The sequence below is a fragment of the Huijunlia imazamoxiresistens genome (genome assembly GCF_037132455.1).
Taxonomy (GTDB): Bacteria; Bacteroidota; Bacteroidia; order Chitinophagales; family Chitinophagaceae; genus Flavisolibacter; species Flavisolibacter imazamoxiresistens.
On sequence record NZ_JBBBEI010000003.1, the window covers coordinates 281,105 to 294,204 of the forward strand.

11 protein-coding genes are annotated in these 13,100 nt (G+C 62.8%); all 11 read right to left on the reverse strand.

Annotation, left to right across the window (positions count from 1 at the left end; all coding sequences use genetic code 11):
• Window positions 1–16 precede the first annotated feature (16 nt).
• The 11 genes from V9K67_RS04975 to V9K67_RS05025 all read right to left on the reverse strand — a co-directional run bounded on the left by V9K67_RS04975 (window position 17) and on the right by V9K67_RS05025 (window position 13,021).
• On the reverse strand, window positions 17–1,477 hold the full coding sequence (locus tag V9K67_RS04975) for a complex I subunit 4 family protein (RefSeq protein ID WP_336720511.1): 1,461 nt from the start codon (window positions 1,475–1,477) through the stop codon (window positions 17–19).
• Window positions 1,474–3,369, reverse strand: a complete 1,896-nt coding sequence (gene nuoL / locus V9K67_RS04980) for an NADH-quinone oxidoreductase subunit L (protein WP_336720512.1) — start codon at window positions 3,367–3,369, stop codon at window positions 1,474–1,476. Before nuoL ends, V9K67_RS04975 begins: the two co-directional genes overlap by 4 nt.
• 68 nt (window positions 3,370–3,437) lie before the next feature.
• On the reverse strand, window positions 3,438–3,773 hold the full coding sequence (nuoK, locus tag V9K67_RS04985) for an NADH-quinone oxidoreductase subunit NuoK (RefSeq protein WP_336720513.1): 336 nt from the start codon (window positions 3,771–3,773) through the stop codon (window positions 3,438–3,440).
• A gap of 29 nt (window positions 3,774–3,802) precedes the next feature.
• Window positions 3,803–4,441, reverse strand: a complete 639-nt coding sequence (gene nuoJ, locus V9K67_RS04990) for an NADH-quinone oxidoreductase subunit J (RefSeq protein WP_336720514.1) — start codon at window positions 4,439–4,441, stop codon at window positions 3,803–3,805.
• Between the two features lie 27 nt (window positions 4,442–4,468).
• Window positions 4,469–4,984, reverse strand: a complete 516-nt coding sequence (gene nuoI / locus V9K67_RS04995) for an NADH-quinone oxidoreductase subunit NuoI (RefSeq protein WP_336720515.1) — start codon at window positions 4,982–4,984, stop codon at window positions 4,469–4,471.
• 22 nt (window positions 4,985–5,006) lie between these two features.
• Entirely contained in the window at window positions 5,007–5,963 is a 957-nt protein-coding gene (nuoH, locus tag V9K67_RS05000) for an NADH-quinone oxidoreductase subunit NuoH (RefSeq protein WP_336720516.1), read from the reverse strand.
• A 68-nt stretch (window positions 5,964–6,031) separates the two neighbouring features.
• Entirely contained in the window at window positions 6,032–8,740 is a 2,709-nt protein-coding gene (nuoG, locus tag V9K67_RS05005) for an NADH-quinone oxidoreductase subunit NuoG (RefSeq protein ID WP_336720517.1), read from the reverse strand.
• Between the two features lie 7 nt (window positions 8,741–8,747).
• Window positions 8,748–10,037 carry an NADH-quinone oxidoreductase subunit NuoF gene (gene nuoF, locus V9K67_RS05010; RefSeq protein ID WP_336720518.1) on the reverse strand — a complete coding sequence of 430 codons (1,290 nt, stop codon included), beginning with the start codon at window positions 10,035–10,037 and terminating at the stop codon, window positions 8,748–8,750.
• Window positions 10,038–10,064: 27 nt separating this feature from the next.
• Window positions 10,065–10,529, reverse strand: coding sequence for an NADH-quinone oxidoreductase subunit NuoE (gene nuoE, locus V9K67_RS05015; RefSeq protein ID WP_336720519.1), 465 nt, complete (start codon window positions 10,527–10,529; stop codon window positions 10,065–10,067).
• A 55-nt stretch (window positions 10,530–10,584) separates the two neighbouring features.
• Window positions 10,585–12,330 carry an NADH-quinone oxidoreductase subunit C/D gene (gene nuoC, locus V9K67_RS05020; protein ID WP_336720520.1) on the reverse strand — a complete coding sequence of 582 codons (1,746 nt, stop codon included), beginning with the start codon at window positions 12,328–12,330 and terminating at the stop codon, window positions 10,585–10,587.
• A gap of 52 nt (window positions 12,331–12,382) precedes the next feature.
• Complete coding sequence (locus tag V9K67_RS05025; protein ID WP_336720521.1) at window positions 12,383–13,021, reverse strand: NADH-quinone oxidoreductase subunit B; 639 nt, start codon at window positions 13,019–13,021, stop codon at window positions 12,383–12,385.
• Window positions 13,022–13,100: the final 79 nt, after the last annotated feature.

The window sequence follows — 13,100 nt, forward strand, 5'->3', positions numbered from 1 at the left end:
CCAATTAACCAATCCCCTATTTCCCTCCTCCCAGCTGTAACATCAACACCTGCGTTTTTTCCAGCACCGGCTGCGGGTAGAGTCCCAGCGCCACGATGGTGACGGTCAGGGCCGCCATCAGCACCAGCTCGCGGGCGCCCAGGTCGGGCACGGCCGTTTCCGTGGCCGGCGGGCCAAGAAAGACCTTCTGTACCAGCCGCAGGGAATACAGGGCGGAAAAGACCAGGCCGAGGGTGGCCACTATGGTCAGGGGCGCCTGTACCGGGTAACTGCCCATCAGGATGAGGATCTCCGCGATGAAGTTGCCCAGGGCCGGCAGCCCCAGCGAGGCCATGCTGAACAGCAGAGCGATCCCGCCCAGGCGGGGCATAGAGGTCCACAGGCCGCCCATACGCCCGATATCGCGGGTATGCAGCCGTTCCTTCAGCATACCTGCCATGATAAAGAGGGCGCCGGTGCTGATGCCATGGGTGACCATTTGCATGACCACACCCTGCAGCGCCATTTCGCGGAACGAAAAGATCCCCAGCAACACAAAGCCCATATGGCTGACCGAGGTGTAGGCGATCAGCCGCTTGATGTCGGTCTGGGCAAAGGCCAGGAGGGCGCCGTACACGATGCCGATGACGCCGAACAGCATGGCCCAGTAAGCGATGCCGGCCGCCGCTTCGGGAAACAGGGGCAGCACAAACCGCAGGATGCCGTAGGCGCCGGTCTTCAGCAGCAGGCCCGCCAGGATCAGGCTGCCGGCCGTGGGCGCCTCGCTGTGGGCGTCGGGCAGCCAGTTGTGCAGGGGCACCATCGGCAGCTTGATGACAAAGGCCACGAGAAAGCCGCCCATGATCCAGCGGGCGGTGAACGGCTCGAGCTGCGTGCCCAGCAGGTGGAAATAATCGTAGGAATAGTCGCCGGTCTGCCGGCCGTGGATAAAGTACAGGGCCAGGATGGAGAGCAGCATCAGCAGCCCGCCGGCCTGGGTAAAAATGAAAAACTTGTAGGCGGCATAGCGGCGGTTGCTGTCGCCCCAGATGGCGATCAGAAAATACATGGGCACCAGCATCACCTCCCAGAAAAAGTAGAACAGGAAGAGGTCCAGCGCCACGAACACCCCGGTGATGCCCGCCAGCGTCCACAGCAGGTTGGCATAATAAAAGCCCCGCCTTTCGCGGATCTCGGTCCACGAGCAGCCCACCGCCAGCAGCCCCAGGAAAAAGGTCAGCAGCAGCAGCACGGCGCTCAGCCCGTCCAGGGCCAGGTGGAAGCCGATGCCGAAGGAAGGGATCCATTCCGCCTGGTAATCCACCAGCCAGGGGGAGGTGGCCGGGGCGCCCTTCAGGCGGAGCCACAGGCCGGTCATCAGCACCAGGCAGGCCGCCACCGACAGCAGGGCGATCCACTTCGCCCCGGCCCCTTTGCCGTTGATCCAGCACAACAGGCCGCCTGCCAGCAGCAGGCCAATGAGGTATACCAGTATCATAAGAAGATTTCTAAGGTTAAAATGAACAGGATGCCGAAGACGACCCCGGCCACGTACCAGCGCAGCGAACCGTTCTGCGTTCCCGACAACCACCCGTTCACCTGCCGGCTGCCCGCCGCCAGGCCGGTATAGATCTGATCCAGGAAGTCGCCTTTGCCTGCCCGGGTAAGCGCTAAGAACGGGCGGACGAAGACGGTATGGTACAGCCGGTCAAACCCCCAGCCGCTGTAAAAGAACCGACGCAGCCCTTCCAGGGAGGGCGATTGCCGCCACCGTTCGAGCAGGGCGGTGTTGCGTGCATAAAGGTGGTAGCCCAGGTACAGGCCACCCAGGGTGGCAGCCGCGGCAATAAGCTGGAACAGGAGTTCCTGCGGGTGTCCTTCCTGCAGCAGCGTGGGCGGCAGCACCTGTTGCTCCAGGTCCGAAAACAACGTTAGGTGCAGCAGGTTGTGGGGCCACTCGAGGTAACCGCCCACCACGCTCAACACCGCCAGCACCACCAGCGGCGCCGTCATGGCCCGGGCCGGGCGTTCGCCGACATGCGTTTTCTCCTCGCCCCAGAAGACCACCAGCACCAGGCGGGCGGTGTAAAAGGCGGTAAGGAAGGCGCCCAGCAGGGCGGTGGCCCACAGCACGGGGTGGCCATTGACGGCGCTCCACGAATACCAAAGGATGGCGTCCTTGCTGAAAAAGCCCGCCGTCACCAGGGGCAGGGCCGCCAGGGCGGCCGCACCGGCCAAAAAGGTCCGGAACACCAGGGGCATTTTCTCCTTCAGCCCGCCCATGCGAAAAATATTGTGCTCGTGGTGCAGGGATTCGATTACCGCCCCGGCCGCCAGGAACAGGAGGGCCTTGAAAAAGGCATGGGTGAAAAAATGGAAGATGGCGGCGCTCCAGGCGCCCACCCCCAGGGCCAGGAACATATAGCCGATCTGGCTGATGGTGGAATAGGCCAAAATGCGTTTGATGTCGGTCTGTACCAGGGCGCTGCAGCCGGCCACCAGCAGGGTGACGGCCCCCACCACCGCGGTGGCGTCCATGGCGGCGGGCGACAGCTGGAACAGCACGTGCATGCGGGCCACCAGGTATACCCCGGCGGTGACCATGGTCGCGGCATGGATGAGGGCGCTGACCGGCGAGGGGCCGGCCATGGCGTCGGGCAGCCAGGTCTGCAGCGGCAGCTGGGCCGACTTGCCCATGCCCCCTGCCAGCAGCAACAAGGCAATCAGCGTAATGCGGGAGGAGCCGACGGCAAAATGACCAGGGGCGGCCTCCAGCAGGCGGGGGATATCCAAGGTCCCCAGTTCTTTAAACAGCAGGAACAGGCCCACCGCCATGGCCGTGTCGCCGATGCGGGTAATGTAAAAAGCCTTGTTGGCCGCAGCGGTATTGGCCGGCGTCTCGTACCAGAAGCCGATGAGCAGGTAACTGCACAGCCCCACGCCTTCCCAGCCCAGATATAGTAACAGCAGGTTGTCGGCCAGCACCAGCAACAGCATGGCGCAGACGAACAGGTTCATGCTGGCGAAAAAGCGGGCATAGTCGCGGTCGTGCCGCATGAAGGCGGTGGAATAAATATGGATGAGCGCGCCCACGAAGGTGATGATGAACAGGAACACCAGCGACAGGGCGTCCACCCGTAGCCGGAAGGCACAGGAAAAGGAGGCCGTTTGGATCCACTGCCAGAGCGTCTGGACATAGGCCCCGCCGGCGGGCGGCTGTTGCAGGAAGCTTATCCCCAGGAACAGGACCAGCAGGGCGGCCGCGCTGACCGAGCCGGCTCCGATGCCGGCCACGGCACCCCGGGAAAGGCGCTTGCCCGCCAGGGCGAGTAGTAAAAATCCCAGGAGCGGTAGTGCCGGGATCAATGCCAGGAGGTGGTTGGGAACCATGCGGAAAAATTTGAAGGGTGAATGCAAGCGGCGGGCAGCCAGGCGACAGCAGTGAGCCATGCCCGGCTTCAGGCCGGGGGCGTTACGGAAACGGCCGGCTCGTCCCGGAGGTCCCGGAGCTTATCCACGTCCAGGGACTTGTATTGGTGAAAAGCCTGCAGCACCAGGGCCAGGCCCACCGACACTTCGGCGGCCGCCATGGCCAGGATGAACAGGAACATGATCTGGCCGTCGGGCTGGCCCCAGCGGGCGCCGGCGGCCACAAAGGCGATCCCGGCGGCATTCAGCATGATCTCCACCGATATGAGGAGGAAGATGATGTTCTTGCGGGTCAGGACGCCCACCAGTCCGAGTACGAACAGGATGGCGGCCAGGACCAAAACGGCATTGGTGTTCACAGGCATAACGACAGGTTTAAGGGTGATGGCAGGAGTTATTTGCGGACAACATCGGCCCGCTCGGTCTGCGGCACTTCGGGCTCGGCCTTGGGCGGGGGTTGGGGCAACTGCTCGCCGGCCCGGCGTTCGCCCTGGTCGCCTTCCGGCTGCGGCCCGGGCGCTTCCTCCTGCAGGAAGCGGTGCAGGTGCTTTTTCCGGTGCTTGCCGATATGGGCAGCGCCGACAATGCCGGCCATCAGCAGGAAGCCCGCCAGTTCCACCGCCAGCACGTATTCGCGAAAAAGGGACAGCGACACCCGGCGTACGGGCACGGCCTGCAGGGAGGCCGGCTGGCCTTTTACCAGCAGGTGCACCATTTCAGCCAGCAGCACGGCCGCCAGCACCGATGGGCCGATCCAGACCTTGGGCTGCAGCCATTGCTTTTCCTGCCGGGCGGTTTCCACCCCCAGGTTCAGCATCATCACCACGAAGATCAGCAGCACGATAATAGCTCCGGCGTACAGGATCACTTCCAGGGCGGCTACAAAGGGCGCTCCCAACGACAGGAACACCACCGACAGGGCCAGGAAGGAAACCACCAGGTACAGCAGGGCGTGGATCGGCTGGTAGCGGGTAATGACCATCAACGTGGAAAAAACGGCTATAGCGGCGGCGGAATAAAAGAGTAAGGCCATTGCACTGTATTGGATGAACAAAAAGGTTTAGGGCAGCAGGCTGTGCACATCCACGGGCGGCTCCTCGCGGTCGCCCTCCCCTTTGGCTTTGACCCCGGCCTCCATGCCCGCCACCCGGTAGAAGTTGTAGCCCGGGTATTTGCCCTGGCTGTCGATCAGGAGGTCTTCCTTTTCAAACACCAGGTTCTGCCGTTTATACTCGGCCATCTCGAAATCGGGCGTCAGCTGGATGGCATAGGTGGGGCAGGCTTCCTCGCAAAAGCCGCAGAAGATGCAACGCGAAAAGTTGATGCGGAAAAAATCGGGGTAGCGCCGGCCGTTTTCGTCCTCCGTCGCCTGCAGGGCGATGCAATCCACCGGGCAGGCCGCGGCGCACAAATAACAGGCAACGCAGCGTTCGCCCCCGTCGGGGTCCCTGGTGAGCACGATGCGCCCGCGCCAGCGCGGGTACAGCTTCACCTTTTCATCGGGGTATTCGATGGTCACCTTTTTTTTGAACAGGTGGAGGAAGGTTAACCAGATGGTGCGCAAATGACTGATCATGGTCGTAATTTTTTAGGTTGATCTATCCCTTCAGCCACAGGGCTACGGCGCCGGTCACCAGCAGGTTCAGCAGCACCAGTGGCAGCAATATTTTCCAGCCGGTTTCCACCAGCTGGTCGTAGCGGGGGCGCGGCAAAGAGGCCCGCAGCAGGATAAAGAAGGCGATGAAGGCGCCGGTTTTTAAAAAGAACCACAGCCAGGGCGGCAGGAAGGCGGGCCCCAGCCAGCCGCCGAAGAACAGGGTGGTCATCATAGCGGAGATGAGGGTGATGCCCAGGTATTCGCCGATAAAGAACATCCCGAACTTCATCCCCGAATACTCGGCATGGAAACCTGCGATCAGCTCGCTTTCCGCTTCGGGGATGTCGAAAGGCAGGCGGTGGGTTTCGGCGATGCCGGCGATAAAGAAGATTACCGCCCCCACGGGCTGGGTCACGATGAACCACCAATGGCTTTGGGCCGCCACAATGTCGCTCAGCTTGAACGAGCCGCTCAGCATTACTACGCCCATCAGGCTCAACCCCATGAACACTTCGTAGGCGATCATCTGCGAAGCCCCACGCAGGGCGCCCAGCAGCGAATACTTGTTGTTGGAGGCCCAGCCGCCCAGCACGATGCTGTAAACGCCCAGCGACGACATGGCCAGGAAGAACAGCAGTCCGACGTTGAGGTCGGCTATGATAATACCCGGGGCGAAGGGCACCACTACAAAGCTCAGCAACACACAGGCTACCACCACGGCCGGCGCCAGCACAAATACTTTTTTGTCGGCAAAGGGCGGGATCCAATCCTCTTTGAAGAACAGCTTCAGCGTATCGGCCAGCACGATGAGGATGCCGAAGGGCCCGGCCCGGTTGGGTCCGAGGCGGTCCTGGAAGAGCGCCAGCAGCCGCCGCTCCACCCAGATCAGCCCGGCGGCAATGTTCAGCAGCGTAAACAATACGCCCAGCACGATCCATATATGTTGCATCACCGTCATGACAAGAACTTTTGTGTGAACAAATAGGGGCTCCTTCCCTCCCATAACCACCAACCACCCACGATAAACTACCCACCCTTTTCAATCGTTACCCACCCGCCCCAGGGCAATGCCGGGCTGCCGGGCAGGCCCGCCCCGGCCAGCACCAGCCCGTCGGGCAGTTCCGCGGCCACCTGCAGGGGCAGCGCATATTCCTCACCGTCTGCCCGTAATCGTATGTGATCGCCTTCCTTTACGCCCAGTCGGGCGGCATCGGCGGCCGAAAGGGCCGCGAAGGGCGGGGGCGACAACTGGGCCAGGGCCTTGCTGTAGCTGCTCCGTTCCCCCGAGCCCAGCACGTGGTGGCGGGGCAGCACCAGCCATTTATCTTTTTCGGGCTTGAAGGCATTGGGTACCGCCACCTCCGGGAAAAAGCCCTTCACTTCCTTCCCGTGCAGCAGGCGGAAGCCCGGTGTGCCGGCACGGAGCGGGCCGCCCGGGTCTTCCTGGTATTTGGCCACCGCCTGCACGGAGTTCCAGCCCGGCGACCAGAAAAACGGCACCTCGGGCACCGGCGGGATGCCCCGGAAGCCCTCCATGGTAAAGGTCAGGGGCGAGTCGTGGTCCTGCAACGGCTTGGGCTCGCTGACGTTTCGATTCGCCAGCATGGCGGTGCGGCCGCTGTAGCGGTGCGGCTCACGGGGGATGCGTTCGCCATGGATCGAAAAGTCGTGCGGCGGGGCCGCCTGGCTGATGCCTGCAAACACCGGGAGGGCCGCTTCCAGCTTGGCAAGCAATTTATCGGGGTTCAGCTCCTGGCCGTTGGCGGTCTGGGTTTTGAGCAGCTTCATCTTTGCCAGCCACCGCCAGCTTTCCCGGATCAGCGGGTTGGCCGGCACGAACACCTGGTAAAACCGCTGCGCCCGCCCTTCATAATTGACCAGCGTGCCGTCCGCCTCGGCAAAGGTGGCTGCCGGCAGCAGGATGCGGGCCTGTTCGGTGGTGGGGCTGTGCAGGCTGTCGAGCACGATCACCTGCCCGCATTTTTGGAAAAATTGATCGGCCAGGGCGGCGGGGACCGACCGGTAGAGGTCGGCCTCGGCAATGACTACGGTGCAGCCGCTTTCGCCTTCCAGGCGCCGGAGGGCTTCCTCGAAGGAAGGCGCCTTCATCAAGGCCAGCCCCAGGCTGTTGCACTCGGGCAGGGCTACAGCCAGCCCGGCCTGTTTGCCCTCTTTGCGGAGCGCACCGGCCACGGCCGCGGCGGCGCGAATAACGTTTTCACTGCCGCAGGAAAGGCCGCTGACGACCACCGGCTTTTGGGCCTGCCGCAGGGCATCAGCTATCTGTTGGGCAGTGGCCGCCAGCTCCGCATCGGCTTCCGGCACTGCCGGCAGCGAAGGGTCAAGGGCAGCGGCGATGGCAAAACCCAGCCTTGCCAGGTCGTCCGGGGCCGCATGGGCGATGGTGGTGGCGTTCTCGTCCAGGGGCGAGGCGGCCACGGTCAGCTGCGCCAGGAAGCCCTTATTTTGCTGTACCAGTTCTTTAATCGCCGCATCGTACCATAGGGGCAGGCGCACCTCCTGGGCCGCCCCGGCGGCAGCGGTCTTTTGCACCGACCGGCGGATGGCCAGCGCCATCATCGGCGCCGTATTCCACACGTCCTCGCCCAGCACCAGCACGGCATCCGCTTCCTCGATCTCTTTCAGCGAAACCGCCGGCGACCCGCCCCATTCGAGGATGTCCGTCACCAGCCCGGTCAGGGCGGCCTCGCGGCTGCTGACGGCGCCGTAAAAATTGCCCGCGCCGGCCAGCTCCCACAAAGCGAAGTTCGTTTCTACCGAAGCCCTGGGCGAGCCGATGCCGATGAGGCGACTGTGCGCCAGCACCGTTTGCAGCTGGTCGGTCAGCTCGGCCTCGGTTACCGCCTCGCCCCTTTGCTGGCGCACCAGGGGGCGGGTGATGCGGTTCTCGCTGTTGACGAACTCGTAGCCAAAGCGGCCGCGGTCGCAGAGAAAATAACCGTTCACCTCGGGGTGGAAGCGGTTGACCACGCAGCGCAGCTGTCCGTAGCGCTCGCCGGCGATGGTGTTGCAGCCCACGCTGCAATGGTGGCAGACCGAAGGGGCCATGGTCAGGTCCCACTTGCGGGTAAAATGTTCCTTGAGGGTTTTGTCGGTAAACACGCCGGTGGGGCACACCTCGGCCAGGTTGCCGCTAAAGGGGCTTTCGAGCACGCCGTCCTGCTCCCTTCCGAAGTACACATGGTTGTGGGCGGCGAATACGTTGAGGTCCTTTCCCCCGGCATAGTCGTGGTAAAAGCGCACGCAGCGGTAGCACTGGATGCAGCGGTTCATTTCGTGGTGGATGAGGGGGCCGAGATACTGGTTGCGGTACGTGCGCTTGGTAAAGCGGTAGCGGCGGTAGTCGTGCCCGGTCATCACGGTCATGTCCTGCAGGTGGCAGGCGCCACCTTCATCGCAGACGGGGCAGTCGTGGGGGTGGTTGGTCATCAGCCACTCGATCACCTGCTCGCGGAACTGCCGGGCGAAGGGATCATGGACCGACAGGCGCAGGCCATCCTTCACCTCCTCCATGCAGCTCATCACCAGGCGGCCGCGGGTATCGGCTTCGTCCTTGAACACCTTGACGGCGCACTGCCGGCAGGCGCCCACGCTGCCGAGGGCGGGGTGCCAGCAAAAGTAGGGCAGGTCGAACCCCGAGGCCAGGCAGGCTTCCAGCAGGTTCTTTCCCGCTTTCACTTCATACGCCTTGTTGTCGATGATTATGGAGGGCATGGGAAGATCAAAGGTTTAGGGGTGATGCATACGGGCATTTCTTTTCGTGAACGTGGCGCTCGAAGTCGGCCTTGAAATATTTCAGGGCGCTTTGCAGCGGCTCCATGGCGCCGGGCGCCAGGGCGCAGAAGGTGTTTCCCGGTCCCAGCATCTTGGTGTGCAGCTCCAGCAGGTCCAGGTCCTCGGGCCGTCCTTCGCCCCTTTCCAGGCTCAGCAGGGTCTTTTCCACCCAGGGCAGGCCCTCGCGGCAGGGCGTACACCAGCCGCAGCTTTCCTGGGCGAAAAAATGCTGCAGGTTGTGCACAAAGCCCACCGGGCAGGTGGCGTCGTCCAGGACGATCATGGTGCCGGTGCCCAGGCGGCTGCCCGCCGCCGTTACCGACTTGTAGTCGAGGGCGATATCCATATGTTCGGCCGTCAGGAAGTCGGTGGAGGCGCCGCCGGGCAGCACCCCTTTGAACTGGTAGCCGTTGCGCATGCCGCCGGCATAGTCTTCCAGCAGTTCGCGCATGCTGATGCCCAGGGGCAGTTCCCAGGCGCCGGGACGCTTGACCTTGCCGCTTACCCCGTAGATCTTGGTGCCGCCGTCCTCGCTGCGGCTCAGGCCCCTGAACCAGTCGGGCCCGTTGTTGACAATGTGGGGGATGCAGCAAAAGGTTTCCACGTTGTTGACGATGGTGGGCTTGCCGAACAGGCCGCTCACCTGCGGGAAGGGCGGCTTGGAGCGGGGAGTGGCCCGCTTGCCTTCCAGGGCGTTGAGCAGCGCCGTTTCCTCGCCGCACATGTAGCGGCCCACGCCGGTATGCAGGTGCATCTCCAGGCTCCAGCCGCTGCCCAGGATATTGGGTCCCAGGTAACCTGCCGCGTAAACTTCGGCTATGCTTTTGCGTAAAAGGGCGGCGGCCTCCTTGTAGGCCCAGCGCAGGAAGATGTAAGAGATGTCGGCCTGGATGGCGTAGGCGGAAAGGATCATGCCTTCGATCAGCTGGTGGGGGTTGCCTTCCAGCAGCAGGCGGTCCTTGAAGGTGCCGGGCTCCATTTCGTCGGCATTGGCAATGAGGTATTTGGGGCGGCGGGCATCGTCGCCCATGGGCACAAAGTTCCACTTCATGCCGGTGTTGAAGCCGGCCCCGCCCCTGCCTTTGAGCCCGCTGTCCTGCACCAGTTGCTGCACCTCCTGGGGCGTGCTGCCTTGCAGCACCTTGCGCAGGGCGGCATAGCCGCCTGCCGCTTCGTACGCTTTAAGGTCGAAGGGCGGGCGTCCGGGGTCGATATGTTGGGTTAAGGGCCGTTCCAATTTTTGGGGGTTTGTGTCGGTAAACAATCAGGTATATTTTTCCAAAATAGCGGGCAGCTGCTCCACGGTCAGGTCGCGGTAGAGGTCGTCGTCCACCATCAGGGCCGGGGCGCGGTCGCAGCACCCCAGGCAGGCATTGGGCAGTAGGGTAAAGCGGTTGTCGCCGGTGGTCTCGCCGAAGCGGATGGAGAGCTGCTGCTGCAGCGCCTCGTACAGGGGCTTGTAGCCCATGACGTAGCACGAGATGCTGTCGCACAGCAGGATCACGTGCCGGCCCACGGGCCTGCGGAAAATGAGGTTGTAAAACGTGGCCACGCTGTCCACTTCCGCCGGGCTCATTTCCAGATAACCGGCAATGGCCGCCACGCTCTCGTCGCTGATCCAGCCCCGCTCCTTCTGCACGATTTTGAGGGCCTCGATCACCGCCGCCTTCCTGTGCGGCACCAGTGCCGCTTCATGATCGATTGCTTTTATTTCGTTTTCAGATAACATAAGCTGCACTATGTGGGCTGCGCCCAATTAACTAATTCCCAATGAACCAATTCCCTTACCTGTCGATATCCGCCAGCACAAAGTCCATCGCCCCCAGGATCGACAGCAGGTCGGCTACGGTGTAGCCCTTGCTGATGTAGGGCAGCATCTGCATGTGCGGGAACGAGGGCGTGCGGATGCGGACACGGTAGGGCGAAGTATTGCCGTCGCTGGTGAGGTAGTAGCTGTTGGCCCCCTTGGTGGCCTCGATGCAGCTCATGGCCTCGCCGGCAGGGATCACCGGTCCCCAGCTGACGTTGAGGAAGTGGGTGATCAGCGTTTCGATGTCCTGCATGGTATATTTTTTCACCGGTGGCGTCGTCAGGGGGTGGTCGGCCTTGTAGGGACCTTCGGGCATGTTGTTCAGGCATTGCTCGATGATGCGCAGGCTTTGCCGCATTTCCTCCACCCGCACCAGGGCGCGGTCGTAGCAATCGCCGTTCTGGGCCACGGGGATGTCGAAGTCGAACTGCTCGTAGCCCGAGTAGGGACGCTTTTTGCGAAAGTCCCAGTCGAAGCCGCAGGCCCGGAGGCCCGGGCCGGTGACGCCCCATTCGATGGCTTCTTCGCGGGTGAACACGCCGATGCCCTTGGTGCGGGCCTTGAACAGGCTGTTGCGCAGCACCATGTTGGTGTATTCGCGCAGGCGGGCGGGAAAATAGCCCACGAAGTCGCGTACCAGGCCGTCCCAGCCGCGGGGCAGGTCCTGGGCCACGCCGCCGATGCGGAACCAGTTGGGGTGCATGCGGCCGCCGCAGACGGCCTCGATGATGTCGAACACTTTTTCGCGGTCGGTAAACATGTAAAAAACCGGCGACAGCTGGCCCACGTCCTGGGCGAAGGTGCCGAACCACACCAGGTGGCTCGAGATGCGGAACAGCTCGCACAGCATCACCCGGATAACGTGGACCCGGTTGGGCACCTCGATGCCCGCCAGCTTTTCCACCGCCAGCAGGTAGGCCAGGTTGTTCATGACGCCTCCCAGGTAGTCCACCCGGTCGGTATACGGGATATAGGTATGCCAGCTCTGGCGCTCGCCCATTTTTTCGGCGCCGCGGTGGTGGAAGCCGATCTCCGGCACGGCGTCCACGATGTCTTCGCCATCGAGCTGCAGCACGATCCGCAGCACGCCATGGGTGCCGGGGTGCTGGGGCCCGATGTTGAGGAACATGAAATCGGAATCCTCGTCCTGGCGCTCCATGCCCCATTCCTCGGGGCGGAACTGGAGGTTGGCCTGCTCGCGGTCCTGCAGCTCGTCGTAGAGCTGGAACGGGCCGATCTCGGTGGCCCGGGCGGGATGCTCCTTGCGCAGGGGATGTCCTTTCCAGCTCAGGGGCATTAATATGCGTTGCAGGTGGGGATGGCCGTCAAAGCGGATGCCGAACATATCGAAGGCTTCGCGTTCGTACCAGTTGGCATTGCGAAACAGGCCGGTCAGCGTGGGCATGGAGGGCGCCTCGCCGCCCAGCGCCACTTTCAGGCGGATAAAGGCATTGCGGTCAAAGGAAAAAAGGTGGTAGACCAGCGAGAAGTCTTTGGAAGGATGCCCGTTTTGGTGGGCCCGGTCGCGTTCGTCCAGGCCGCAGAGGTCGTAGAGGAAGTTGTAGGGGCGTTCGATGGTCTTGAGGCACCGCGCCACGGGCAGCAGGCGGTCGCGGGGCACCCAGAGGGTCAGCACCCCGTCGGCAGTGACTTGAAGCTGGAATACCTCCGCTCCGAAGCGCTGCTCCAACAGGGGCAATATGGTCTCGTCATCCGGCATAATTCAAGCTATTTAGTGTCAACAGCTTTCCGGGCACGGAGGGAAAAAGAGCCTATACTTCGTCGGGCGAGCGGAACTGGGTCATTCCCATCCGTTCTTCCCGCTTGCGTTCCTTCATGGAGGGCGGGGCGGGCCTGATCACCCCCGACTCGCCGATGACCCAGCTCAGGGGGCGCATTTCTTTACCCACGGCTTCCGACAGCAGCACCAGTCCCTGCATGAAGGCATCGGGCCGCGGCGGGCAGCCGGGCACGTAAACGTCCACCGGCAGGAATTTATCCACGCCCTGCACCACGCTGTAAATGTCGTACATGCCGCCGCTGTTGGCGCAGCTGCCCATGGAGATCACCCAGCGCGGTTCCATCATTTGTTCGTGCAGCCGCTTGATGATGGGCACCATCTTGATGAAGACGGTACCGGCGATCACCATCACGTCCGCCTCCCGGGGCGTGCCCCGGATCACTTCGGCCCCGAAACGGGCCACGTCGTACTTGCTGGTAAGGCTGGTAGCCATTTCCACGAAACAGCAGCTGAGCCCGAAATGAAACGGCCAGAGGGAGTTTTTCCGCCCCCAGGCCAGCAGGCTCTGGACGGAGGTAAGCATAATGCTTTTGCTCACCGCTTCTTCCATACTGCCCGTACCGGCCACGTTGCCGGTTGCATCGCCCGATTTACTGAGCCACCATTTCATATTAAACAACAAATTGAAGGTTCCTGATTGGGGGATACGGAGGAAAGACAGTACCGCCCGCCCCAGCCCGGGGAGGACG